21 protein-coding genes are annotated in these 23,774 nt (G+C 70.4%); 7 read left to right on the top strand and 14 right to left on the bottom strand.

The window, feature by feature from the left end; genetic code table 11:
* Window positions 1-11: 11 nt before the first annotated feature.
* Together purN and ACTJKK_RS15855 are read right to left on the bottom strand one after the other, a co-directional pair.
* Window positions 12-599 (bottom strand): phosphoribosylglycinamide formyltransferase, encoded by a 588-nt coding sequence (gene purN / locus ACTJKK_RS15850; protein WP_247623134.1) that lies wholly within the window; start codon window positions 597-599, stop codon window positions 12-14.
* 9 nt (window positions 600-608) lie between these two features.
* Complete coding sequence (locus ACTJKK_RS15855) at window positions 609-2,009, bottom strand: cell division protein PerM (protein WP_440748681.1); 1,401 nt, start codon at window positions 2,007-2,009, stop codon at window positions 609-611.
* A gap of 94 nt (window positions 2,010-2,103) precedes the next feature.
* On the opposite strand from ACTJKK_RS15855, the gene ACTJKK_RS15860 reads away from it, so the two are divergent.
* Window positions 2,104-3,525 carry an NCS2 family permease gene (locus ACTJKK_RS15860; protein ID WP_440748682.1) on the top strand — a complete coding sequence of 474 codons (1,422 nt, stop codon included), beginning with the start codon at window positions 2,104-2,106 and terminating at the stop codon, window positions 3,523-3,525.
* Window positions 3,526-3,659: 134 nt separating this feature from the next.
* Here the strand turns inward: ACTJKK_RS15860 and sucD are convergent, their stop codons facing one another.
* A complete protein-coding gene (gene sucD, locus ACTJKK_RS15865; RefSeq protein ID WP_440748683.1) occupies window positions 3,660-4,562 on the bottom strand; it encodes a succinate--CoA ligase subunit alpha in 903 nt (300 codons plus the stop codon).
* Between the two features lie 18 nt (window positions 4,563-4,580).
* Window positions 4,581-5,747, bottom strand: coding sequence for an ADP-forming succinate--CoA ligase subunit beta (gene sucC / locus ACTJKK_RS15870; RefSeq protein ID WP_440748684.1), 1,167 nt, complete (start codon window positions 5,745-5,747; stop codon window positions 4,581-4,583).
* A 172-nt stretch (window positions 5,748-5,919) separates the two neighbouring features.
* Between sucC and ACTJKK_RS15875 the strand changes: the two genes are divergently transcribed.
* On the top strand, window positions 5,920-6,582 hold the full coding sequence (locus ACTJKK_RS15875) for a TetR/AcrR family transcriptional regulator (protein ID WP_247623140.1): 663 nt from the start codon (window positions 5,920-5,922) through the stop codon (window positions 6,580-6,582).
* 103 nt (window positions 6,583-6,685) lie between these two features.
* On the top strand, window positions 6,686-7,921 hold the full coding sequence (locus ACTJKK_RS15880; protein ID WP_440748685.1) for an acyl-CoA dehydrogenase family protein: 1,236 nt from the start codon (window positions 6,686-6,688) through the stop codon (window positions 7,919-7,921).
* A 30-nt stretch (window positions 7,922-7,951) separates the two neighbouring features.
* On the opposite strand, the gene ACTJKK_RS15885 is transcribed toward ACTJKK_RS15880, so the two are convergent.
* On the bottom strand, window positions 7,952-8,440 hold the full coding sequence (locus tag ACTJKK_RS15885) for a hypothetical protein (RefSeq protein WP_247623142.1): 489 nt from the start codon (window positions 8,438-8,440) through the stop codon (window positions 7,952-7,954).
* A gap of 83 nt (window positions 8,441-8,523) precedes the next feature.
* Between ACTJKK_RS15885 and ACTJKK_RS15890 the strand changes: the two genes are divergently transcribed.
* The gene (locus ACTJKK_RS15890; protein ID WP_440748686.1) at window positions 8,524-9,975 is read left to right on the top strand and encodes a phytoene desaturase family protein; all 1,452 of its coding nucleotides are present in this window, start codon (window positions 8,524-8,526) and stop codon (window positions 9,973-9,975) included.
* Window positions 9,976-10,088: 113 nt separating this feature from the next.
* The gene (locus tag ACTJKK_RS15895) at window positions 10,089-11,132 is read left to right on the top strand and encodes an ATP-dependent DNA ligase (protein WP_440748687.1); all 1,044 of its coding nucleotides are present in this window, start codon (window positions 10,089-10,091) and stop codon (window positions 11,130-11,132) included.
* Window position 11,133: 1 nt separating this feature from the next.
* Here ACTJKK_RS15895 and ligD read toward each other — a convergent pair whose 3' ends face one another.
* From ligD to ACTJKK_RS15925, 6 genes are all read right to left on the bottom strand, one after another.
* Window positions 11,134-12,189 (bottom strand): non-homologous end-joining DNA ligase, encoded by a 1,056-nt coding sequence (ligD, locus tag ACTJKK_RS15900; RefSeq protein ID WP_440748688.1) that lies wholly within the window; start codon window positions 12,187-12,189, stop codon window positions 11,134-11,136.
* A 71-nt stretch (window positions 12,190-12,260) separates the two neighbouring features.
* On the bottom strand, window positions 12,261-13,376 hold the full coding sequence (locus ACTJKK_RS15905) for an SseB family protein (protein ID WP_440748689.1): 1,116 nt from the start codon (window positions 13,374-13,376) through the stop codon (window positions 12,261-12,263).
* Window positions 13,377-13,446: 70 nt separating this feature from the next.
* A complete protein-coding gene (locus ACTJKK_RS15910; protein ID WP_440748690.1) occupies window positions 13,447-15,909 on the bottom strand; it encodes an ATP-dependent helicase in 2,463 nt (820 codons plus the stop codon).
* An 83-nt stretch (window positions 15,910-15,992) separates the two neighbouring features.
* Entirely contained in the window at window positions 15,993-17,006 is a 1,014-nt protein-coding gene (locus ACTJKK_RS15915; RefSeq protein ID WP_440748691.1) for an ABC transporter permease, read from the bottom strand.
* Entirely contained in the window at window positions 17,003-17,968 is a 966-nt protein-coding gene (locus ACTJKK_RS15920; protein ID WP_247632730.1) for an ABC transporter ATP-binding protein, read from the bottom strand. The genes ACTJKK_RS15915 and ACTJKK_RS15920 overlap by 4 nt, the downstream gene beginning before the upstream one ends.
* An 85-nt stretch (window positions 17,969-18,053) precedes the next feature.
* Window positions 18,054-19,040, bottom strand: coding sequence for a glycerophosphodiester phosphodiesterase family protein (locus ACTJKK_RS15925; RefSeq protein WP_440748692.1), 987 nt, complete (start codon window positions 19,038-19,040; stop codon window positions 18,054-18,056).
* Window positions 19,041-19,129: 89 nt separating this feature from the next.
* Between ACTJKK_RS15925 and ACTJKK_RS15930 the strand changes: the two genes are divergently transcribed.
* Together ACTJKK_RS15930 and ACTJKK_RS15935 are read left to right on the top strand one after the other, a co-directional pair.
* The gene (locus ACTJKK_RS15930; RefSeq protein WP_440748693.1) at window positions 19,130-20,041 is read left to right on the top strand and encodes a Bax inhibitor-1/YccA family protein; all 912 of its coding nucleotides are present in this window, start codon (window positions 19,130-19,132) and stop codon (window positions 20,039-20,041) included.
* Between the two features lie 153 nt (window positions 20,042-20,194).
* The gene (locus ACTJKK_RS15935) at window positions 20,195-20,467 is read left to right on the top strand and encodes a GlsB/YeaQ/YmgE family stress response membrane protein (protein ID WP_247623152.1); all 273 of its coding nucleotides are present in this window, start codon (window positions 20,195-20,197) and stop codon (window positions 20,465-20,467) included.
* A 62-nt stretch (window positions 20,468-20,529) separates the two neighbouring features.
* Here the strand turns inward: ACTJKK_RS15935 and ACTJKK_RS15940 are convergent, their stop codons facing one another.
* From ACTJKK_RS15940 to ACTJKK_RS15950, 3 genes are all read right to left on the bottom strand, one after another.
* Entirely contained in the window at window positions 20,530-21,828 is a 1,299-nt protein-coding gene (locus tag ACTJKK_RS15940) for an RNA polymerase sigma factor (RefSeq protein WP_440748694.1), read from the bottom strand.
* Between the two features lies 1 nt (window position 21,829).
* Window positions 21,830-22,255, bottom strand: a complete 426-nt coding sequence (locus ACTJKK_RS15945; protein ID WP_402787474.1) for a YciI family protein — start codon at window positions 22,253-22,255, stop codon at window positions 21,830-21,832.
* A gap of 131 nt (window positions 22,256-22,386) precedes the next feature.
* Window positions 22,387-23,772 (bottom strand): glycosyltransferase, encoded by a 1,386-nt coding sequence (locus tag ACTJKK_RS15950; protein ID WP_440748695.1) that lies wholly within the window; start codon window positions 23,770-23,772, stop codon window positions 22,387-22,389.
* Between the last annotated feature and the right edge of the window lie 2 nt (window positions 23,773-23,774).

Below are 23,774 nucleotides of genomic sequence, written 5' to 3' on the forward strand. Positions count from 1 at the left end.
GAGGAAGAGGATCAGGAAGCGGCGTCGAGCGCGAGCTCGCCGGTCGCGATGCGCCGTACGACATCGATCAGCAGGCGGCGCTCGACGGGCTTGATGCGGTCGTGCAGGGTGTGCTCGGTGTCGCCGTCGAGGATCGGCACGCGCTCCTGCGCGAGGATCGGTCCGGTGTCGACGCCGTCGTCGACGACGATCACGCTGGCGCCCGTCTCGGCGACGCCGGCGGCGAGCGCATCGCGCACCCCGTGCGCGCCCGGGAACTCCGGCAGGTAGGCCGGGTGGGTGTTCACGAGACGCGGGGAGAACTGCGCCACGAGAGATGCAGGCAGCAGACGCATGAGACCGCTGAGCACGACGAGGTCGGGGTTCCAGACGGCGAGCTGGCGTCCGAGCTCCTCGCCCCAGGCCTCGCGGCTCTCGTGCTCGTGCCACGGCACGGTGAAGCTGGGGATGCCGAACTCCTCGGCGTGGGCCAGGCCGTCGGCCTCGCGGTCGGCGCCCACGACGACCACCCGCGCGGGAAAGTCCGGGTGGCGGGCGGCCTCGAGGAGGGCACGAAGATTCGAGCCGGTGCCCGAGATGAGAACGGCGACCGTGAGCACGCGCCAAGTCTACCGGGGCGCGGGAGGGCGCCCCTCCCCGGTGACGTCGTCGAGCGGAGCCGTCTCCGCGAAGGGCAGAGGGGCGGCATCCGCTGGTGAATCGGCGGATCCGGCAGACGGCGACGGCGATGCCGCGTCGCCGATCAGATCGCCGAGATCGGATGCCGTCATCTCGGCGACCCAGCGATCGGTGCGCTCCTCGGCGAGCTCGTCGCGGTTGCGCGGCGACAGCAGCAGGATCGCGGCGCCCAGCAGCACCTCTCCCCCGAGGGCGAGCGCGAAGGCGCCGACCGACGGGCCGGTCTCGGCCAGACGCCCCGGACCGATCGACCCGCTGGTGAGCAGCGCGGCGAGGGCGGCGACACCCGCGGTCACGGCGCCCATGCCGACCGCGATCACGGCGCGCGGCAGCATCCGCAGCGGCGTCCCCTCCCACACCAGGCGAGAGCGCACGGCCCATCCGGCCACGGCACCGGCGGCGACCGGCAGCAGCACGACGATGAGCATCCAGATCGAGCTGTTCTCGGGCAGCAGCCCCAGCACCGGGATGCCGGGAACGACGCCGAGCTGCGTGCCCGCCGGAGACACCGCGGTGCCGACGCCCACGGCGAATCCGGGTCCGGCGATCCACGACGCCGTCCAGACGAGGAGCGTCGGCAGGTAGAGGAACTGGGCGAGGGTGATCACGACCGCGCCGAGCACGTCGACACGTGCGGCCTGGAAGAGGGCGACGACCTCACCGCCGCGGACCAGCGTGAGGAGGGCGAGCGCTGCGGCCGAGACGCCGAGCACGGCGACGAGGGCGAACGCCGCTCCCCGCACGATGGCCGCGGGCACCGGGGTCCACTCGGTCCAGGCGTCCAGACGGTCGTGGATCGCATCGATCGGCCCACCGTCGCCGTCCTCCCAGACCACGCGCACCGCTCCGCACACCGCGCCCGCGAGGTACACGGTGGCGGGCAGCAGGATCGCGAGGAGCAGGGAGGTCTTCGCCGCGTCGAGACGCGAGGTGAGGGCGACGCCGGCGGCGACCGCGGCGAACACCACCGTGCCCGAGAGCACACCGGTCACCCACGAGCCGGCGTTCGCGGCTCGCGCGCCCGAGCGCGCCGCGAACAGCAGGGTGAAGACCAGGAGGGCGAGCGGGGCGACCGAGACGGTGAACGACGACGCCGCCGCCGGAACACCGACCGCGACCAGCGCCGCGTCCGCGATCGTGATGTCGAGCGGCACCCCGTGCCCGAACGCCCACAGCGTGCCGGTCAGCGGCCAGAGCGCACCCCAGTCGGCCGTGGCGCCGAAGGCGAGGGTCCACAGCAGGGTCAGCGGCGCCAGCAGCACGGCGAGTCCGACGGCGGCCGCGATGGCGGCGTCGAACGCGGCGAGGAGGGCGACGAGAAGGCGTTGCATAGCCTTTCGAGACTACGACGAGAATCCGGGCGGATGCCGGTGGGCGCGCGCGGCGCGGGAGAGACGATATCGTCTCATCCGGAGGTTCACCCGAATGACAACTGCCCCGTCCCCCGCACCCACCGCCGCTGAGCCGAAGAACGGCCTGGATCGTTTCTTCGAGATCACCAAGCGCGGTTCCACCTTCGGCACCGAGATCCGAGGTGGCCTGGTGACGTTCGTCACGATGGCGTACATCGTGATCCTCAACCCGATCATCCTCGCGACGCCCGACGTCGACGGCAACGTGCTGTCCGGTTCCGCGGTCGCCGCCGCCACCGCGCTCACCGCCGGTGTGATGACGATCCTGTTCGGCGTGATCACGCGTCTGCCGTTCGCGTTCGCCGCCGGACTCGGCATCAACGCCTTCATCGCCTTCTCCGTCGTCGGCTCGGTGACCTGGCCCGAGGCCATGGCGCTCGTCATGATCAACGGTGTCATCATCGTGTTGCTCGCCGCGACCGGCCTGCGCAAGATGATCTTCGACGCCGTTCCCGTGCAGCTCAAGCTCGCGATCACGGTCGGCATCGGCCTCTTCATCGCCTTCATCGGCTTCGTGAACGCTGGTTTCGTGACCGCGACCGGAAACGCCTCGCCGCCCGTCGACCTCGGCATCGGCGGCTCCGTGGCCTCCATCCCGACCCTGCTCTTCGTCGTCACGCTGCTCATCGGCGGCGTGCTGACCGCGCTGCGCGTCAAGGGTGCGATCCTGATCGCCCTCGTCGGCGGCACGGTGCTCGGCGGCATCGTCAACCTCATCTGGCCGTTCGGCCTCGACTTCGGCTTCACCGGCTCGATCGTGGGGCTGCCCGACCTCAGCCTGGTCGGCCAGGTCGACTTCGGCTTCGACCTGCAGAAGGTCAGCATCGTCGCCCTCGTGATGTTCGTGTTCACGCTGCTGTTCTCGAACTTCTTCGACGCCATGGGCACCATGACGGGCCTCGCGAAGGAGGCCGACCTCGCCGACGAGAAGGGCGACTTCCCGCGCATCAAGTCGGCGCTCGTCGTCGAGGGCATCGGCGCGATCGCCGGTGGTGGCACCTCGTCGTCGTCGGCGACGGTCTTCGTCGAATCGGGTGCCGGCATCGGCGAGGGCGCACGCACCGGTTTCGCCACGCTCATCACGGGTGCGATGTTCCTGGTCGCGATGTTCTTCACCCCGCTGACCTCGCTGGTGCCCGGCGCCGTCGCGGCCGCCGCACTCGTGCTCGTCGGTGCGATGATGCTCGCTCAGATCAAGAACATCGACCTCAGCGACTTCCGCGTGCTGCTGCCGGTCTTCCTCACCGCCACGGTCATGCCGATGACCTACTCGATCGCCAACGGAATCGGCGCCGGCTTCATCAGCTGGATCGTCGTGAACGCCTTCTCGGGTCGCGCCAAGACGATTCACCCGCTGCTCTGGGTGGTCGGCGTGGGCTTCGTGATCTTCTTCGCCCGCGGGCCGATCGAGGCGCTGTTCGGCATCGGCATCTGACAGCGAGTCGAAAGAGGGGCGGATGCTGCGGCATCTGCCCCTCTTTTCGTTGCCCGCGACCGCTGACAGCGCGCCCCGGGCATGAAAGAAGGCCCCGGGGTGGAGCCCGGGGCCTTCTCCTACAGTCTAACGCGTCAGAGCGCCTCGACGATCGCGCGCATCAGGTCGGCGGTCTCGGACGGCGTCTTGCCGACCTTGACCCCGGCGGCCTCGAGGGCCTCCTTCTTGGCCTGAGCGGTTCCGGCCGAACCGGAGACGATCGCACCGGCGTGACCCATGGTCTTGCCCTCGGGAGCCGTGAAGCCCGCGACGTAGCCGACGACCGGCTTGGTGACGTGCGCCTTGATGTACTCGGCCGCACGCTCCTCGGCGTCGCCGCCGATCTCGCCGATCATGACGATGGCCTTCGTCTCGGGGTCGGCCTCGAACGCGGCGAGCGCGTCGATGTGCGTCGTGCCGATGACCGGGTCTCCGCCGATGCCGATGGCGGTCGAGAAGCCCAGGTCGCGCAGCTCGAACATCATCTGGTAGGTCAGGGTGCCCGACTTCGACACGAGGCCGATCGGTCCCTTGCCGGTGATGTTCGCGGGCGTGATGCCGACGAGCGCCTCACCGGGGGTGATGATGCCGGGGCAGTTCGGCCCGATGATGCGGGTCTTGTTGCCCTTGCTCTGGGCGTAGGCCCAGGCCTCGGCCGAGTCGCCGACGGGCACGCCCTCGGTGATCACGACGAGCAGCGGGATCTCGGCGTCGATGGCCTCGACCATCGCGCTCTTCGTGAAGGCGCCCGGCACGAAGGCGATCGACACGTCGGCGCCGGTCTCCTTCATCGCCTCGGCGACCGAGGCGAAGACGGGCAGCTCGACGGCGTTGCCGTCCTTGTCGGTGTGCGAGACCGTGGTGCCGGCCTTGCGGGCGTTGACGCCACCGACGACCTGGGTGCCGGCCTTGAGCATGAGCGCCGTGTGCTTGGTGCCCTCTCCGCCGGTGATGCCCTGGACGATGACCTTGGAGTCCTTGTTGAGGTAGATCGACATTCTTCTAGTCCTTCAGTCTCAAGCGTTGGCGAGCTCGGCGGCCTTGTCGGCGCCCTCGTCCATGGTGGCGGCCAGGGTCACAAGCGGGTGCGCGTACTCGGCGAGGATCGCGCGACCCTCGTCGACGCGGTTGCCGTCGAGGCGCACGACGAGCGGCTTGGATGCCGTGGCACCCAGCGTCTCGAGCGCACCCTTGATGCCGTTGGCGACGGCGTCGCACGCCGTGATGCCGCCGAACACGTTGACGAAGACGCTCTTGACCTGCGGGTCGCCGAGGATGACGTCGAGGCCGGCGGCCATGACCTCGGCCGAGGCGCCGCCGCCGATGTCGAGGAAGTTGGCGGGCTTGACGCCGTTGTGATTCTCACCGGCGTAGGCGACGACATCGAGCGTCGACATGACCAGTCCCGCGCCGTTGCCGATGATGCCGACCTCGCCGTCGAGCTTCACGTAGTTGAGACCCGATGCCTTGGCCTTGGCCTCGAGCGGGTCGGCGGCATCCTTGTCTTCCAGAGCCTCGTGCTCGGGGTGACGGATCTCCGACGCGTTGTCGTCGAGGGTGACCTTGCCGTCGAGTGCGATGATGTCGCCCTCTTCGGTGCGCACGAGCGGGTTGACCTCGACGAGCGTCGCGTCCTCGCCCTTGTAGACGTCGAAGAGCTTCACGAAGACGTCGGAGACCTTCTCGACGAGGTCCTCGGGGAAGTTCGCGGCGCGGGCGATCTCGACGGCCTTCTCCTTGTCGATACCCGTGAGCGGGTTCACCTCGACGCGGGCGAGGGCCTCGGGGCGCTCGACGGCGAGCTCTTCGATCTCCATGCCGCCCTCGACCGAGCAGAGGCTCAGGTAGGAGCGGTTGGCGCGGTCGAGCAGCACGGAGAAGTAGAACTCCTCGGCGATGCGGGCGCCCTGGGCGACCATGACGCGCTTGACGATGTGGCCCTTGATGTCGAGGCCGAGGATGGCCTCGGCCGCCTCGTAGGCCTCTTCGGGGGTCTTGGCGACCTTGACGCCGCCCGCCTTGCCACGACCACCGGTCTTGACCTGCGCCTTGACGACGACGACGCCGCCGATCTTCTCCGCGGCTGCCTTCACCTCCTCGGGGGTGTCGGCGACGATGCCGGCGAGAACCGGCACTCCGTACTTCTCGAAAACGTCTCGTGCCTGGTACTCGTACAGATCCACTGTGGTTCCTTCACTGGGCTGCTGTCTGGTAATTCTCTCGATGTCGAGACATCGACCAGTCCCCCAGCCTACTACCTCGGACTGGACGCTCCTGCGGGCCCGGATGCTCCGCCGGGGCCCGCCCGCGTCACGCCATCCGCATGCTCGACAGCGCGAGGTCTAGGCTCGTGCCATGCACGAATCCGCTGAACTGCGCACCGGCGTCGTGGCCGCTGCCCTCGAGCTCTTCGACACGCAGGGCTTCGATCAGACCTCGGTCGAGCAGATCGCGAAGGCGGCCGGCGTCTCGCGATCCACCTTCTTCCGCCAGTTCGGCGGCAAGGAGGACGTCGTCTTCGCCGACCACGAGGCACTGCTGGAGCGCCTGCGGGTGTTCCTCGCCGAGGGGCACGACGATCCGTGGGGCGCGGTGTGCGCGGCATCCGAGTCGGTCTTCTCGCACTTCGCCCACGACCCCGAGCTCGCCCGCCGCCGCTATCGGATCGTGCGCGAGGTCCCGGTGCTGCGCGAGCGCGAGATCATCACGGTGTTCCGTTACGAGCGCCTGTTCGACGAGTACCTGCGCGGGGCCCTCCCCGGCGTCGACCCGCTCGACGCGGTCGGCTTCGCGGCCCTGGTGACCGCGGTGCACAACCATGTGCTGCGCCAGTTGCTGCGCGGCACGAAGAAGGTGCCTCTCGCGACCCTGCAGGCGGCGCTGGCGGACGTGCGCCGTCGCTACGGCGTGCCGGCGGATGCCACGGCGAGCGCTCCCGACGATGTCGTCGTCGCCGTGTTCCCGCGGTCGATGCCGGTCGCCGAGGTCACGCGGCGCCTGCGCTCGCAGCTCGACTGAGCGCTCTGCGGCGGGGCCCTCGGGCAGGGCTCCGCTTTCGCGCTCCCGGAGTCGTGGAACTCAGTTTCGAGGAGTACGATACCTGGTGCCACGAAGGAGCCCCATGAGCATCGATTCCTCCCCCCTGCCCGGCGAGCGCGTCTCGTCGTACGACGTCACGGGACGGCAGGGTAGCGACTACTACGCCGTGTTCGCCGACATCCCGGAAGCCGATCGTGCCGCCTGGGAACGCGCGCAGGCGTACGTCGACGAGGTCGCCCCGCAGATGGCCGACGCCTGGGACCGGGCCGAGTACCCGCTGACCGCCGCTCGCCGCCTGGGCGAGATGGATCTGGTCGTCGACGGTGTCGAGCACCCCGCCCTCACGCGCCTCTCCCCTCTCGCCGCCGGACTGGTCAACATGGAGGTCTCGCGCGGCGACGGCTCCCTCGGCACGATCCTCGCGGTGCAGGGCGGTCTCGCCCTGCGCACCCTTGCACTGTTCGGCTCCCCCGCGCAGCAGGAGAAATGGCTGACGGCTCTCGCCGACGCGAGCGTGCTGGGGTCCTTCGCCCTCACCGAGCCCGACCACGGGTCGGACTCGGTCTCGCTCGAGGCGGTCGCGCGCCGCGACGGTGACGCCTGGGTCATCAGCGGCACGAAGAAGTGGATCGGCAACGGGGCATCCGGCGGGATCACCTTCGTCTGGGCGCGCGTCGACGACGAGTCCGCCGACGAGCACGGCGCCGTGCGCTGCTTCCTCGTCGAGCAGGACACCCCCGGATACACCGGCACCGTCATCCGCGGAAAGGCGTCACTGCGTGCGATCCACCAGGCGCACATCCGCCTCGACGACGTGCGCGTTCCCCTCGACGCCGTGCTCCCCGGAACGCACAGCTTCAAGGATGCGTCGGTCGTGCTCTACGCGACCCGCTCCGGCGTCGCCTGGTCGGCACTCGGCCACGCCACCGCCTGCTACGAGGCCGCCCTGGCGTACGCGACCCAGCGCGTGCAGTTCGGCAAGCCGCTCGCGAAGTTCCAGATGGTGCAGGAGCGCCTCACCCACATGCTCGAGGACCTCACCGCGATGCAGCTCTACTGCCGCCGGATGGCCGACCTCGAGACGGCGGGCGCGTTGCGTCCGACGCAGGCGTCGCTCGCGAAGTTCCACAACACCCGCGCCGCACGCCGCATCGCCTCGACCGCCCGCGACCTGCTCGGGGGCAACGGCATCCTGCTCGAGAACGGCGTGATGCAGCACCTCGCCGACATCGAGGCGATCCACACCTACGAGGGCACGGAGAGCGTGCAGGCGCTGCTTCTCGGGCGCGACATCACCGGGATGAGCGCGTTCGCCTGACGGTGGAGGACGGATGCCGCCGGGCAGCGCTCAGTCGCAGCCGCAGCCGCCCGACGGCGTCTTGACCATGAAGCACACGTCGCACACACCGTAGTCGCGTTCGGTCACCGGCTTCGGCGCCTTCTCGCGCGGCACCGACGGTGTGCGCGGGGTCGAGGAGCGCTTCGCCGCTCGCGCGGGGACGGAGGGCGCGTACTCGCTGGGGTGGGTGACGTAGAAGTACGGCGCACGCCCCTCGCTGGGCTGCAGGCGCAGCGGGGTGGAGCCGACGACGATCGTCTCGTCCTCGGCGAACCCGTTCGTGTAGGTGCGCCCGATGTGGAGCGAGGCGTGGTCGCCGCGGCGCAGGGCCTCGATGTAGCGGCCGCGGTCGATGAACGAGGTCACACCCACGGCGTCGACGATCGCGCCGATGAACTCGTGGTTCACCGGGTCGATGCGGTGCGCGCGCAGCGCCTCCGCGAGGGAGCGGTAGGGACGGGAGGTGCCGGTCGGGGTCGGGCCCTGTACTTCGTTCATCCCTTCCAGGATCGCACGATCCCGGGGCCGTCTCGACCGCTTCCGCTCCCCGCCCCCGGCGCGGGCCGTGCAAGACTGGCGGCATGGTGCGGGCGACGATCATCGGCAGCGGGCCCAACGGTCTGGCGAGCGCCGTGTCGCTCGCCAGGGCGGGGTACGAGGTGCGGGTGCTCGAGGCGTCCGACACGATCGGTGGCGGCGTGCGCACGACCGACGGCATCCTTCCCGGTTTCCGCCACGACGTCTGCTCCGCCGTGCACCCGGCGGCACTCGCCTCGCCGTTCTTCCGCGCCTTCGGCCTCGCCGACCGCATCGACTGGATCCGTCCCGAGATCTCCTACGCCCATCCGCTCGACGGCGGCCGTGCGGCGATCGCCTGGCGCGACATCGAGAAGACGTCCGCCGCCCTCGGGGCCGACCGTGATGCATGGCTCGCTCGACTGCGGCCGCTGAGCGAGCACATCGACGGGGTCGTCGATTTCACCGGCCATCAGATCCCGCGCTGGCCGCACGAGCCGCTCACCGCCGCGCGTTACGCCCTGCGGATGCTCGACCAGGGCACACCGCTCGCCTCGCGCGCCTTCCGCACCCCGGAGGCGGCGGCCCTGATCACGGGCGTCCTCGCGCACGCCAACGCGCCCGTTCCCTCGCTCCCCGGCGCGGCGGCCGGGCTTCTGCTCGCCGCCCTCGGACACGCACAGGGCTGGATGTATCCGCGCGGAGGCGCCCAGCGGATCGCCGACGCGCTGGTCGCCGACCTCGAGGCGCACGGCGGTCGCATCGAGACGGGGCTGCACGTGCGCGACCTCGGCATCCTCGACTGGGGCGATCCCGCGCGCGGCGACCTGCTCCTGCTGAACACCTCGCCGCGTCTCGCCCTGACCCACCCCGGAATCCCCGCCGGGTACGCTCGCGCTCTCTCCCGCTACCGGTACGGACCGGCCGCGGCGAAGGTTGACTTCGAGCTCGACGGACCGGTGCCGTGGGCGAACGCCGACGTGGCGCAGTCGCCGACCGTGCACCTCGGCGGCACCCGTGAGGAGGTGCGGGCGAGTGAGAACGCCGTCGCCCGTGGGCGGGTGAGCGAGCGCCCGTACGTGCTCGCGGTCCAGCCCTCCGTCTTCGACGCCACCCGCGCACCCGAGGGCAAGGCCGTGTTGTGGACCTACATCCACGTTCCCCTCGACTCGGACCTCGACGCGACCGAGCTGATCACGCGTCAGGTCGAGCGCTTCGCCCCGGGGTTCCGAGACCGCATCCTCGCGCACCGCTCGGTGCCGGCATCCGCACGCGAGGCCGTCAACCCGGCCGAGATCCGGGGCGACGTGCTCGGCGGGGCGTTCACGATGCGGCAGGCGCTGCAGCGGCCGACGCTCTCCGCGGCCCCGTGGCGCACGCCGATGCCCGGCGTCTATCTCGCCTCGGCCGCGACCCCGCCCGGGCCCGGCGTCAACGGCATGTCGGGGTGGCTCGCCGCCCGCACGGCCCTCGCCGATGCCGGCGAGCCGCACGAGCTCGGCGACCTCTTCCCCTGACGCCCCATTCCCGTGAGGGGTCAGGACACGCCGCGCCTCGCGGCGCCAGCGCGGCATGTCGTGACTCCTCGCGTCCCCTTCCGCCGCGCGCACGTGCTGGCCAGGATGGAGGCATGCGCTACGACATCCCCGCCCCGATGCTCGCGAAGGCCGCGGCGACCGTGCCCGATCCGGCGAAGACGCCCGGCGGCCTGCTCTTCGAACCCAAGTGGGACGGGTTCCGCGGGCTCGTCGCGTGGGACGGCGAGACCGTCGAGATCGGATCCCGCGGAGCCAAGCCGCTCACCCGGTACTTCCCGGAACTCGTGGAGGCGATCCCGGAGCTGCTCCCCCGCCCGTGCCTGCTCGACGGCGAGATCGTCGTCGCGACCGGCGCGGAAGGAGAGCAGCGTCTCGACTGGGAGGCGCTCAGCCAGCGCATCCACCCCGCAGCCTCCCGCGTGGCGCGCCTCGCCACCGAGACACCGGCGATGTTCATCGCGTTCGACCTGCTCGCGGAGGGCGACGACGACCTGCTCGACCGGCCGTTCTCGGAGCGCCGGGCTCGTCTGGAGTCGCTTCTGGCGGACGTGGCGCATCCCGTGCACATCACCCGTACGACGCGTGATCACGATGCGGCCGTGCGCTGGCTCGCGGAGTTCGAGGGCGCGGGGCTCGACGGGGTCGTCGCGAAGCCGCTCGACCAGCCCTACGCCCCCGGCAAGCGCACCCTGATCAAGGTCAAGCACGCCCGCACGGCCGACGTCGTGGCGCTCGGATACCGCATCCACAAGTCCGGCGCGGGAGTCGGCTCGCTCCTCGTCGGCCTCTACGACGAGGACGGAACGCTGCGCCAGGTGGGCGGCGTCGCCGCGTGGAGCGACGCGCGCCGCCGCGAACTCGTCGAGGAGCTCGCGCCCCTGGTCGAGCGCGACGAAGCCGGAGACGCCGTCACCGGCGAGGGCGAGCGATCGCGCTTCACCGGATCGAAGGATGTCTCCTTCGTGCGCCTGCGTCCGGAGCGCGTCCTCGAGGTGCGCTACGACCAGCTCGAGGGTGCGCGCTTCCGCCACACCGTGCAGTTCGAACGCTGGCGTCCCGATCGCGACGCGCGCTCGTGCACCTACGCGCAGCTCGACTCGGTCGCGGGATACGACCTCGCCGACGTGATCGGCTGACTCAGTCCTTCGCGGCAGGCTCCCCGTCGGCGTCCCAGTGCGCCGCCACCTTCTTGCTGGGCTGCACGCGCGGCGGCTCCCCCGGCATCTTGGGGAACTCGGGTGGGAACGACAGCTCGCCCAGGCCGTCTTCGACGTCGCGCTCCCACCAGGCGAGAAGGGTGTCGATGCGTCCGGGCTTCCGCTGCTTGTCGGCCCACGGGTCGCCGATCTCGTCGAGGCGCTGCGGAACGCTGCGCACCGTGAACCTCGTCGGATCGAGGCCGTCGAGCTCGTCCCAGTGCACCGGGGTCGACACGGTCGCACCCGGCAGGGCACGCGGACTGTAGGCGCCCGCCATCGTTCGATCGCGGTTGGCCTGATTGAAGTCGATGAAGATGCGCTCTCCGCGCTCCTCCTTCCACCAGCTCATCGTGACCCGATCGGGCATCCGGCGTTCGAGTTCGCGCCCCGCGGCGATGACCGCGTGGCGCACGTCGAGGAACTCGTGGGTGGGTTCGATCGGCGCGAACACGTGCAGACCGCGATTGCCGCTCGTCTTCGCGAACGCCTCGAGGCCCGCCTCGCTCAGAACCTCCCGCAGGCCGTGGGCGGCGGCGACGGCATCCGCGAAGTCCGTGCCCGGTTGCGGATCGAGATCGATGCGCAGTTCAACGGGGTTGTCGGGGTCACTCGCGAGCGACGCCCACGGGTGGAACACGATCGTGTTCGTCTGCACGGCCCACACGATCGCCGACGGTCGGTTCAGCACGATCTGCGGATGCCGCCGCCCGCTGTTGTAGGTCACCGTCACGGCGTCGACGTAGTCGGGAGTGCCCTTCGGCGGATTCTTCGAGAAGAAGCCCTCGCTCCCCACGCCGTCACGGAACCGCTCGAGCGATACCGGTCGGTCGCCGTTCGACGCGAGGAAGGGATCGGCGACCCGCTGCACGTAGTCGGCCAGCTCGGCCTTGGTGATCCCGGCCTCCGGCCACACGACCCGGTTGGGGCTGGAGAGCACGACCTCGCGCTCCCCCTCGGGGTCGGACACGGTCACGGGCACACGTTCGGAGGCCATGCAACGACCCTAGAGCGCGGCTGTCGCCCGCGGAAGGGCGCGCCGCAGCAGGGGCCCTCCGCCGTGTTGTGTCAGTCCTCGGTCGCGGGGGCGAGTTCGAGCACGCGCGCGAGGGCATCGCGTTCGACGATGAGGGTGGGACCTGCCGGATCGATCACGACGCCCGCCATCTCGGTGTGCCCCGCGAGCACCTTGGCGAGCTGCGCGGGCTCGAAGGGCAGCGGTCGGTCGCCGCGGCCGAGGGCGATGACCTCGAGCGGGTGCGAGAACAGCTGCAGGAAGCGCTTGCCGTCGGTCGTCTGCGCCTCGGCGATACCCACCTGGCCGTCGGCGCCACCGTCGTTCACGGCCACCCACATGCGCGTCTCGGCGAGCGCCTCGCCCGCACGGGTCGCGGAGTCCTGTTCGCGCGGGGCCGCGACGATGGTCTTGACCGTCATCTCGGCATCGGCCTGCTCGAGGGTCTTCTGCAGCAGCTCGGTCGGGAACACGACCCGGTGCGGCGCCGAGGCGTTGTCGATGATGAGGCCCGCGAAGTCGCCGGCGACGACCTGCTGCATGACGGAGGTCGAGGGCTGCGCCACGGCCGATGTCGAGGAGGGGTCGGCTTCGAGCTTCACCGAATCGCGCACGGCGGCGGCCGAGCTGAAGGCCAGCATGAACTGGCGCTCCTCGTCGCGCACGACGGCGACGGCGAGGGGCTTGCCCTCGGCGATCTGCGCACGGGCATCGCCGTTCACACGGATGAAGAGGTGTCCCTGCAGCGCCTGCCGCATGACGCCGAGCAGTTGCTCGTTGCTCGCGCCCTTCTCGACCTGCTTCAGGGCCTCGCGCAGCAGCACGTTGTCCTTCATGCCGGGAACGGACTCGGTCTGCTCGGGCGGCGACGCGGGGGCGAGAGGCAGACGCGGCTCGGCGGCGGGAGCGGCCGCGGCGGGAGCGGCCGGAGCGGTCTGCACGGCCGGAGCGGGCTTCGCGTCGGGGTCGGGCAGCGAGACCTCGGGACCCGCCTCCGCGCCGACGCCGCGGAACGCCTGCACCGAGATGCCGATCGACGGGGCGGCGGGGGCTTCCTCCGCCGCGGTAACCGGAGCCTCATCCGCCGGCGTCTCGACCGCCTCGGCGGCGTCGGGTGCGGAGGTGACGGCGTCGTCAGCGGACTTCTTGCGGCGGGAGAAGAGGGCCATATGAGCCAGCCTAACCCTCCACGGCTCCGCCCTCGGCGGCAGCGGGCCCGGCAGCACCGGCCCGGTGCCGTCAGATCTTCTCGATCGGTGCGACCTTGATGAGGAGCTTCTTCTGCCCGGCAGTGTCGAAGCGCACGTGCGCGATGCGCTTGGCGCCCTCACCGGTGACGGCCTCGACGCGGCCCTCGCCGAAGTCGACGTGGCGGATGCGGTCCCCCGCGGTGAGTTCGAGGTCGCCGTTGTCGCGCACCTTGGCCGTAACGCGGTTCGGGAACCGGTCCATGGCGGTCGAGAGGGGCTTGAGCGAATCGCGGCCCGGCAGCGGCTTGACTCCGAAGCGATCGCCGGAGCCGGACCCCGACCCCGATCCTCCGAATCCGCCCGCGCGGCGCGCGTTGAGGGCGCGCGACTGCATGCCCCCGCGGGAGTTGACGTCTCCCGGGGACTGGCGCCAGTCGATCAGAGCGACCGGGATCTCCTGCAGGAAACGGCTCGGCATCGCGACGGTCACCTCGCCGAACTGCGCCCTGGTCATCGCGAGCGACAGGTGCAGGCGCTTGCGAGCACGGGTGATGCCCACGTAGAAGAGCCGACGCTCCTCCTGCGGACCACCGGGCTCGCCGGCCGAGATGCGGTGCGGGATGAGGTCTTCCTCGACACCCGTGACGAAGACCGCGTCGTACTCGAGGCCCTTGGCGGTGTGCATCGTCATGAGCGACACCGTGCCCGACTCGTCGTCGAGGTCATCGGCATCCGCCACGAGCGCCACATCGGTGAGGAAGTCGACGATCGTGCCCTCGGGGTTGTTGCGTGCGAAATCGCGGGCGACGGCGACGAACTCGTCGAGGTTCTCGACGCGCGCTTCGTCTTGCGGGTCGCGGCTGGCGCGCAGCGCATCGAGGTAACCGCTCTTGGCGAGCAGCAGGCTCAGGCCGTCGGCCACGGTCGTCGGAGCCGGCACCTCGCCCGTCGGCGGCAGCATGACGGCCGTCGCCTCGGTGAGCACGGCGTCGAGCTGCGCGATCGCCGCCTGGATCTTGGGGCCGAAGCCGAGCTGTGCCGGCATAGACAGGGCATCGCGGAACGTGATCCCCTGCTCCTCCGCGAAGCGGGCGATGGCCGTCTCGGTCACATCGCCGATGCCGCGACGCGGCTTGTTGAGGATGCGGCGCACAGCCATCTCGTCGGCGGGGTTCGCGACCGCCACGAGGTACGCCAGCGCGTCCTTGATCTCGGCGCGCTCGTAGAACTTGGTACCGCCCATGATCTTGTACGGCACCGCCGAACGGATGAAGATCTCCTCGAGCGCACGCGACTGGGAGTTCGTGCGGTAGAAGACCGCCATCTCGGAGTACGGCATGCCGGCGCGGTGCAGCGCCTCGACCTCGTCGGCCACGAACTGCGCCTCGTCGTGCTGCGAGTAGCCGGTGAAGCCGATGATCTTGTCGCCCTCGCCCCGGTCGCTCCAGAGCTTCTTCTCCTTGCGGTCGAAGTTGTTGCCGATCACCGCGTTGGCCGCCGAGAGGATGTTCTGCGTCGAGCGGTAGTTCTGCTCGAGCAGCACCACGCGCGCCCCGGGGAAGTCGCGTTCGAACTCGCTGATGTTGCGGATGTCGGCGCCGCGGAACGCGTAGATCGACTGGTCGGAGTCGCCGACGACGGTGAGCGAGGCTCCGGCGGTGTCGGCGTTCTTCGGCTCGGGCTCCGGCTCGAAGATCATCATGCCGTTCGAGGCATACGGGTCGGGTGCCGACGACGATGCGAGGGGCCGCGTGAGCTCGTGGATGAGCGCGTACTGCGCGTGGTTGGTGTCCTGGTACTCGTCGACGAGGATGTGCCGGAACCGACGGCGATACGTGTCGGCCACCTCGGGGAACGCGCGGAACAGATAGACCGTCTGCCCGATCAGGTCGTCGAAGTCGAAGGCGTTCGCCTTCTGCAGCTGACGCTGGTAGTCGGCGAAGACCTCGACGAAGATCCGCTCGGCGGGGTCCGACATGTTGGCCTGCCGCGCATAGGACTCGGCATCCGACAGCTCGTTCTTGAGCTTCGAGATGCGCGACTGCACGGATGCCGGGGTCAGCCCGAAGGCGTCGGCCTCGTGCTCCTTGACCAGACGCTTGATGAGCGCGCGGGAGTCACCCGAGTCGTAGATCGTGAACGACTTGGTGAACCCGAACTGCTGCGCCTCGCGCCGCAGGATGCGCACGCATGCCGAGTGGAAGGTCGAGATCCACATGCCCCGTGCCGCATCGCCGATCAGGCCCTCGACGCGCTCGCGCATCTCGCCCGCCGCCTTGTTGGTGAAGGTGATCGCGAGGATCTGGCTCGGCCAGGCCTCGCGGCTGCGCAGCAGCGACGCGATCCGACGCGTGAGCACGCTCGTCTTGCCCGATCCGGCCCCCGCGACGATGAGCAGCGCGGGACCGCGGTAGGTGACGGCTTCGAGCTGCTGCGGGTTGAGGCCGGCGAGGAGGTCGTCCTGACCCTGCGGGCCGGCGGTTCCGGGAACGATGAGAGGAGCTTCGGTCATGGCTCTACGAGTCTAGGCGGCGCCACCGACACCACCGCCGCCCGTTTCCCTCCCGCGCACGGTCCGGCATCCGCGACCGGAGCTCAGGCGATGCGCGTCCCCGGCGGCAGCATCCGTGCGGGCGTGCGCGTGCGCGACCACGCCCCGGCGAACAGCGACCCGGCGATCACGACCTGCACTCCGAGCCCGACGAACCAGCTCGGCACCGTGGAGTCGATCACCTCGCGCGGAGCCGGACCGGGGCTCCCCACCGCGCAGTCGTCCCAGCGCTGTTCGAGGGGCGACAGCTGCGCGCTGCGCACCCCGTACTTGATCTGCCCGAACAGATCGACCGGATACCCGCCGCTTCCGTACTCGGTGGGCGTGGCATCGGCCAGCACGACGAAGGGGTTCGCGGCGAGCGCCCACCACACGAGATCGAAGCGCGGCACCTCGTAGGTGTACTCCTCCCACTGGTCGCAGATCGGGCCGTTCTCGTCGTAGGGACGGGTGTAGTTCGTCGCCTCGCCGCGCACGGCGAGCCCGCCCAGCGCGAACACGATGAGCGTGCCGATCACGAGACCGGCAACCACGAGGTACGTCGTGGCGACCGAGAACAGCGGACGCGCGATCAGACCGCTCAGCCCCACCCCGATGGCCGCGACGATGACGATCTCCGCGGCCAGTACGAGGATCGAGATGAGCAGCACCAGCGGGTCCGCGCCCCCGCCGAGCAGTGAGAAGGCGAGGAAGGGCAGCGCGACGAGCAGGAATGCCCCGCCCGTCGCGATCGCGGCGACGAGCTTGCCGAGCATGATGTCGCCGGTCGAGACCGCGGTCACCTGGATCGCGGCGAGGGTCGCCGATTCGCGATCGCCGTTGATGGCGTTGCCGCTCAGCGTGGGCGACACCAGCACGACGAGCAGGAGCACCATGTTCACGACGATCGAGAAGACCCCCGCCCCCGGGGCGTCGCCGTAGGAGTAGACGGCGGACGACAGCGCAGTGACCCCGAGAAGCACCGCGGCGAAGACGCCGAGCAGCACGTACCAACCGACACTGCGCAGGCGCTGGGTCAGTTCGAGACGGGCGATGGTGCCGATATGGGCGATGCTCATGCTCCGGCCTCCGTTCCGGGGTGAGCCGTGGGCGGGGGCACGACCGTCGGATTCAGATGCAGGAACGTGTGTTCGAGCGCGCTCTGCGCCGGCGCGAACTCCGAGATCGGGAGCTGCGCGGCGACCAGCCTCTGCAGCGCGTGCGCGGCGGACTCCTCGGTCTCGAAGCCGATCAGTACGGCTCCGCGGTCGGCGCCGAGCGACTCCGGAGCCACCCCGAGGGTCGACGCGACCTGCCAGGCGTCGGCGGCCAACCGATCGGTCGAGGCGCCGACCAGCCGGATCCGCCAGGCGCGGACGGATGCCTGGGCCGGCGCCGCATCGACCACCGCCCCCGCGACGAGGAAGACGGCGTCGTCGACGACCTCCTCGAGCTCCGAGAGGATGTGGCTGGAGATGAGCACGGTGCGCCCCTCGGCGGCGAGACGGCGCAACAGCACGCGCAGCTGCACACGGGCCTCGGGATCGAGTCCCGAGGCGGGCTCGTCGAGCAGCAGCACCCGGGGGTCGTGCACGAGCGCCCGGGCGAGCCCGAGCTTCTGCTTCTGCCCGCGGGAGAGCACCTTCGCGGGGGAATCGGCGAGCGGGGTGAGCCCGACGAGGTCGAGCAGCGCGGCGGCCCGATGCGCGGCATCCGTCGGTGCGATGTCGTACAGCCGACCCGTGGTCACGAGTGTCTCGCGCGCCGTCAGCGAGGGCCAGGCGCCGAGCGCGTCGGGCATCCATCCGAGCAGCTTGCGGGCGGCCAGCGGATCGACCATCGGGTCGACGCCGCCGATGCGGATCGTGCCGGTGTCGGGGGCGAGCAGCGAGGCCAGCATCAGGAGCAGGGTCGTCTTGCCCGCGCCGTTCGGCCCGACGAGTCCGGTCACCCGCCCCGGTTCCGCGCGCAGTGTGGCCGACCGGACGGCCTGCACCGTCCCGAAGGCCCGGCTGACGTCTTCCACGACGATTCCACTCATGCGGGCCAGTCTGGCATCCGGCTCCGACGCTCCCGCCGCGCACCGCCGGGTCGCTCCGACGCCGGCTCCGCCGGTGCCCGATCCCTCAGCCGCGGAAGAACGCCACGCCCAGGTCGGGGTGATCGACGAAGACGCCGTCGATCCCCTGTCGCGCGATCACGCCCCACTCCGCCTCGTAGTCGCCGAAGGCGCCCTTGCCCCCGTCGCCGCGGAACTCGGGCGCGAGGAAGGCGTTCTCCGGCCGGCACGTCCAGGTGAAGACCTTGAGGCCCCGCGCATGCGCGTCGGCGACGATCGTGTTGCCGTGAGCCAGCAGCATCTTCTTGCTCACGCTGATGCCGTCGACCGCGCCGATCAGGCCGTTGAGACCCCGCGGTGCGACCGTCGCCTTGTAGGTGAGCGCCCTCTTGCCGTGGGCGACGAGCTGGTCGTAGGGGCGGCCGGACGACTCGATCAGGTAGATGTAGGAGGCCGGGATGCCGCGGGCCCGCAGCTGCCCCAGCACGGTCTGCTCGAAGCACTCGATGATCAGCGGCAGTTCTCCGTCCGCCCAGCCGGCGGCCCGCAGATCGCGCTCGATCAGCGGCACGAGGTCGAGACCGATGCTCGCGAAGTACGTGGCGTGCTTGACCTCGAGCACCACGCCGATCTCGCGCCCGTGCTCGACCGACCCGCGCCGCACGAGGTCGAGCAGGTCGACGAGGCGCAGGATCGGCTGCCCGCCGTCGAAGCTGGCGCTCGTGGCGCGCACCTCGGGCAGACGCTCGCGCCCGCGGAGCGTCGCGAGCTCGTCCCAGGTGAAGTCCTCGGTGAACCAGCCCGTCAGCGCCTGCCCGTCGACCCGCTTGGTGGTGCGTCGATCGGCGAACTCCGCATGCTCCGCCACATCGGTCGTGCCCGAGATCTCGTTCTCGTGGCGTACGACCAGCACGCCGTCCTTCGTCGCGACGACATCGGGCTCGACGGCGTCCACGCCCATCGCGAGCGCGAGCTCGTACGAGGAGCGGCTGTGCTCCGGGCGATACCCGGGCGCGCCCCGGTGTCCGATGACGAGGGGCTTTTTCCTGGGCACGCTCTCAGCGTAGAACACCCCATCGCGCGCCCCACGCCGGTATCGTGGAGGAAAGCGACCTACGACACCCTTCTGGAGTGAGGCCCACCATGAGCAACTTCGCATTCAACAACCCTGCTTTCAAGCAGCAGGATCCGCGCAATGTCGCGACCTACCCCGGCGCACCGCAGGGTGCTCAGGGAGCCCAGGCCGCATCGTTCCAGCACGCCACCGTCGACGCCGCGGCCAACGCGCAGCTCGAGGGAATGTACGCGGCTCCGCCGGCGGGCTCGATCGAGACCGACCGCATGTCCGTCGAGGACACCGTCTGGAAGACGGCCGGCCTGTTCGGCATCCTCCTCGTCACCGCGGCCATCGGCTGGGTGTGGACGCTCGGCGGCACCGACATCACCTCGTTCTCGACCGTCTCGCTCGTGCCGTGGATGATCGGTGCGCTCGGCGGTTTCGTCCTCGCGATGATCATCACCTTCACCTCGCGCAAGAAGGTGCGTCCGGCGCTGATCTTCGCCTACGCCGCCCTCGAGGGTCTGTTCATCGGTGGCATCTCGGCGTTCTTCGAGGTCCTCTACCCGGGCATCGTGCTGCAGGCCACGCTCGCGACGATCTCGGTCGTCGGCGTGACCCTCGCCCTCTTCGCCAGCGGCAAGATCCGCGCGTCGAAGAAGGCCACCAAGATCTTCATGGTCGCGATGGTCGGCTACCTCGTCTTCTCGCTGCTGAACCTCGTGCTCATGTGGACCGGCGTCCTGCCCGCCAGCCAGGCCTTCGGCCTCTACAGCGCCGAGATCATGGGCATCCCGCTCGGACTGATCATCGGCGTGCTCGTGGTCATCATGGCCGCCTACTCGCTGGTGCTCGACTTCGACCAGATCCAGCAGGGTGTGCGCAACGGCGCTCCCCGCGTCTACGGCTGGCTCGGCGCGTTCGGCATCATGGTCACGGTCGTCTGGCTGTACGTCGAGATCCTGCGCATCATCGCGATCGTCCGCGGCAACAACTGACGATCCGTCGTCAGTCGCTCACGAGGCCCGTCTCCCTTCGGAGGCGGGCCTCCTGCCATGTTCCGCCTCGCCGCGCAAGGGGTTTCCTGAAAGCTTCCTGAGAGCGCAGAGTTGACCCATCAGACGAACCTCGTCTGCACACAGGAGGTCATCATGAGCTTTCTCGGCTTTCTTCTTCTCGGTCTCATCGCCGGGGCCATCGCGAAACTGATCCTGCCCGGCAAGCAGGGCGGTGGATGGTTCATCACGCTGCTGCTGGGCGTCGTCGGCGCCCTGCTCGGCGGGTGGCTCGGTTCGCTGATCCTCAACCGCCCGCTCACCGAGTTCTGGGATCTCGGCACATGGCTCCTCGCCATCGGCGGATCGATCATCGTGCTGCTGATCTACGGCCTCATCGTCGGTCGTGGCAGTCGCAGCAAGGCCTGATCACCGCTCCGTGCGCTGATCGCGACGCTTCGCCCCCTCCGGTCTCCCCGGTGGGGGCGAAGTCATGTCCGCTCGCCGCGCGCCTTCTCCTCCAGCAGCGCACGTTCACGGTCGTTGCCGGTGAGGGCGGCGGCTGTCGCGAACTCGCTGCGCGCTTCGTCCTCACGCCCGAGGCGGCGCAGCATCTCGGCCCGTGTCGCCGGCAGCAGGTGGTAGCCGCGCAGAACTCCGGATGCCTCCAACTGATCGAGTACCTTCAGCGCCGAGGCGGGCCCCGTCGCCATCGCGACGGCGGCCGCGCGGTTGAGTTCCACGACGGGCGACGGGGCGAGCCGCCCGAGCGCCTCGTAGAGCACGACGATCTGTTCCCAGTCGGTCTCCTCGATCGACGGAGCGAGGGCATGGCACTCGGCGATCGCCGCCTGCAGGCCATAGGCGCCACGGCCTCGGCCGACGGCATCCGCCCGCGCGAGCGCGGCACGTCCTCGCGTGATCCGGCTGCGGTCCCACAGCCGTCGATCCTGGTCGCCGAGCAGCACCGGATCGCCCTGCGCATCGGTCCGCGCCGGGAACCGCGCCGCGGTGAGCTCCATCAGAGCGAGCAGCCCGAGGGCGTCCGGCTCGCGCGGCATGAGCCCGACCAGCACACGCCCCAGCCTGATCGCCTCGTCGGCGAGGTCCGGCCGCATCCATTCCGGCCCGCTGCTCGCCGCGTGGGCCTCGTTGAAGATCAGGTACACGACGCCGAGGAGCGCCCCGAGACGGGCGGTGTGCTCTTCGCGCGGAGGAGTCTCGAACGGAACCCCCGCCGCGGCCAGCGTCTTCTTCGCCCGCACGATGCGCTGCTGCACGGTGGCCGTGGGAACCAGGAACGCGCGAGCGATCTCCTCGCTCGACAGCCCCGCGACCACGCGCAGGGTGAGAGCCACCTGGGCTTCGCGTGACAGCACGGGGTGACAGGTGATGAACATCAGCCGGAGCACGTCGTCGTCGACGGCGTCCGGGTCCCAGGGCACGGCGTCGGTCCCCTCGGCCTGCTCGTGCTCCAGGTCGTGGGCGAGCACGGCGATGCGATCGTCGAGGCGCTCTTGCCGCCGCCATCCGTCGATCGCTCTGCGCTTCGCGACGGCCGTCAACCAGGCGGCGCCGTTGCGGGGCACGCCCTCGACCGGCCACTGCCGTAGTGCATCGAGCAGCGCCTCCTGGGCGAGGTCCTCCGCCCACCCGAAGTCGCCGACCATGCGGGCGAGCGTGCCGACGATCTTCGCCGACTCGATGCGCCAGACCGCGGCGACGGTGCGCTCCACCGTCCCCGGTGGGGGAAGGGGACGCACCGCCGCGTCGTCGGAGGAGGGGGTCATCTCACTGCTGGGCGCGCTGCGCCTGCTCCTCGCGCCAGCCGGCTTCCTTCTCGATCCACTCGTTGTCGGCGGGGAAGTCCGAGGCGTCGGTCACGCGGCGCACCTCGAGGAACGATCCGGGTCCGAGCGGTGCACGGCTCGCCCACTCGGCGGCCTCCTCGCGGCTCGACACCTCGAGGATCCAGAATCCGTTGAACAGCTCCTTGGTCTCGCCGTACGGACCGTCGGTGATGAGCGGGGTCTCGGCGCTGAAGTCGACGACGAAGCCCTCCGCGGCATCGGTGAGCCCCTCTCCCGCTGCGAGCACGCCGGCCTTGATCATGGACTCGTTGTACTTCCCCATCGCCTCGATGACCTGCTCGAAGGGGATCTCCTTGTACGCCTCGACGGCCTCGTCGGTCGCGCGCATGATGAGCATGTACTTCATGGTGTTCTCCTTGATCGATGGGATCGTGTCTCGACCCTCTCATCAAAGACGTCGAACGGGAACGCGTCGGATCGACATGCGATCCGGAATTCTCCGAGATTTTTTGTCGCGCGCTCTTCTCGCGCGTGTGCTCAGCGCCGGGGCGGCCGACGCACGGCCGCATCGATCACGGCGGTGAGCGCGCTCAGCGACTTGTCGGGGCTCCATGCCGCGGCCACCTCGGGGGCCTCGGCACTCAGCCGTGCGAGCAGCGCGGGGTCGGCCAGCACGCCGCGCAGGGCGGCGGCCAACGCATCGACATCACCGCTCGGAGCGAGCACTCCCCCGCCCGCGCTCAGGACGTCGCGGATGCCGTAGCGCACGTCGTACGACACGACCGGCGCGCCGTGCAGCAGCGCCTCGACGATCGACAGCGGCTGCCCCTCGAAGGCGGTGGCGGTGAGCACGACCGAGGCCCGGTCGAGAACACGCCCCGGGTCGTCGGTGTACCCGGCGAGTACGACGCGATCAGCCGCACCGAGCTCGGCGATGAGGGCGGTCAGGCGCTCCTGCTCCGGTCCGCCGCCCCAGATCTCGAGACGAGTGTCAGGCACGTCGGCGGCGAGGAATGCGCGGATTGCCTGATCGACGCGCTTGCCCGGAGCCAGCCGTCCGAGCACCACGACCAGTCCCGGCTCCCGCAGGTCGTCGCGGCGCGCGACGGCCGCGATCGGGTTCGGCACGGTCTCGTTCCGCGCCGCCGTGCCGAAGCGTGCCACGACGTCATCGCGCTGCGTCGCCGTCGGCCAGATCACGGCGTCGAAACGGTCGGAGAGGGCGAACCAGCGCGTCCACAGGGCGTTGGTCGGGGCATCCGCCGTGTAGGGAGCCTCGAGGTGGATGGTGTGGATCGTGTGGAGGATGCGCACGCGCGGGTCCTGCCACCCCACGATGAGCTCGCCGAGCTGGCGCGATTCGCAGATGACGACGATCGGGCGGTCGCCGAGGCCCGCGGCCAGGTGCGAAAGCCACGCGCGGTACAGTCCGCCGAAACCGGCGACGCCGCCCACGACCTCGCCGTCCGCGTCGAAGATCTGCACCGGCTCGACGCTCAGGTGCCAGTCGGGGTTGCCCGGGATCACCGGGAGCGCGACGAACGGCCGCCCCTCGGCATCCGCGATCGTGCGGTACTCGACCCCCGGGTTCGCGACGAGGGCGGGATCGGCGACCGATCGCAGCCACGCGGCCGCTCCGCCCGCGGCGGCGACGGCCTCGTCGAAGAGATTGCGCAGGCGGGAGGCGTCGACCAGTGCGCCGCGCGAGACGAACGTCTCCCGGTGCTGCGCGTGGTCGGCCGCGGTGCCCGGGTCGAAGGTGAGCAGCTGCGGCCCGCGCCCCTCGGCCACGCCCGCACCGGCCAGCTGCCGGGCGCGCGACAGCGTCGCGATCGTGTAGCCACCGTCGAGGTCGGGGATGAGCCGACTCGACAGCACCAGGTACTCGGCGTCCGGCAGGGCCGGCGCCGACGCGGGGAGCATCG

The organism is Microbacterium sp. 22179 (genome assembly GCF_052045715.1).
Taxonomy (GTDB): domain Bacteria; phylum Actinomycetota; class Actinomycetes; order Actinomycetales; family Microbacteriaceae; genus Microbacterium; species Microbacterium galbinum.

Excerpts from the sequence above, each read along its gene's own strand:
- ACTJKK_RS15855 (WP_440748681.1), bottom strand. The coding sequence starts at position 2,009 with ATGCAACGCCTTCTCGTCGCCCTCCTCGCCGCGTTCGACGCCGCCATC.
- ACTJKK_RS15860 (WP_440748682.1), top strand. The coding sequence starts at position 2,104 with ATGACAACTGCCCCGTCCCCCGCACCCACCGCCGCTGAGCCGAAGAAC.
- sucD (WP_440748683.1), bottom strand. The coding sequence starts at position 4,562 with ATGTCGATCTACCTCAACAAGGACTCCAAGGTCATCGTCCAGGGCATC.
- ACTJKK_RS15875 (WP_247623140.1), top strand. The coding sequence starts at position 5,920 with ATGCACGAATCCGCTGAACTGCGCACCGGCGTCGTGGCCGCTGCCCTC.
- ACTJKK_RS15880 (WP_440748685.1), top strand. The coding sequence starts at position 6,686 with ATGAGCATCGATTCCTCCCCCCTGCCCGGCGAGCGCGTCTCGTCGTAC.
- ACTJKK_RS15885 (WP_247623142.1), bottom strand. The coding sequence starts at position 8,440 with ATGAACGAAGTACAGGGCCCGACCCCGACCGGCACCTCCCGTCCCTAC.
- ACTJKK_RS15890 (WP_440748686.1), top strand. The coding sequence starts at position 8,524 with ATGGTGCGGGCGACGATCATCGGCAGCGGGCCCAACGGTCTGGCGAGC.
- ACTJKK_RS15895 (WP_440748687.1), top strand. The coding sequence starts at position 10,089 with ATGCGCTACGACATCCCCGCCCCGATGCTCGCGAAGGCCGCGGCGACC.
- ligD (WP_440748688.1), bottom strand. The coding sequence starts at position 12,189 with ATGGCCTCCGAACGTGTGCCCGTGACCGTGTCCGACCCCGAGGGGGAG.
- ACTJKK_RS15905 (WP_440748689.1), bottom strand. The coding sequence starts at position 13,376 with ATGGCCCTCTTCTCCCGCCGCAAGAAGTCCGCTGACGACGCCGTCACC.
- ACTJKK_RS15910 (WP_440748690.1), bottom strand. The coding sequence starts at position 15,909 with ATGACCGAAGCTCCTCTCATCGTTCCCGGAACCGCCGGCCCGCAGGGT.
- ACTJKK_RS15915 (WP_440748691.1), bottom strand. The coding sequence starts at position 17,006 with ATGAGCATCGCCCATATCGGCACCATCGCCCGTCTCGAACTGACCCAG.
- ACTJKK_RS15920 (WP_247632730.1), bottom strand. The coding sequence starts at position 17,968 with ATGAGTGGAATCGTCGTGGAAGACGTCAGCCGGGCCTTCGGGACGGTG.
- ACTJKK_RS15930 (WP_440748693.1), top strand. The coding sequence starts at position 19,130 with ATGAGCAACTTCGCATTCAACAACCCTGCTTTCAAGCAGCAGGATCCG.
- ACTJKK_RS15935 (WP_247623152.1), top strand. The coding sequence starts at position 20,195 with ATGAGCTTTCTCGGCTTTCTTCTTCTCGGTCTCATCGCCGGGGCCATC.
- ACTJKK_RS15940 (WP_440748694.1), bottom strand. The coding sequence starts at position 21,828 with ATGACCCCCTCCTCCGACGACGCGGCGGTGCGTCCCCTTCCCCCACCG.
- ACTJKK_RS15945 (WP_402787474.1), bottom strand. The coding sequence starts at position 22,255 with ATGAAGTACATGCTCATCATGCGCGCGACCGACGAGGCCGTCGAGGCG.
- ACTJKK_RS15950 (WP_440748695.1), bottom strand. The coding sequence starts at position 23,772 with ATGCTCCCCGCGTCGGCGCCGGCCCTGCCGGACGCCGAGTACCTGGTG.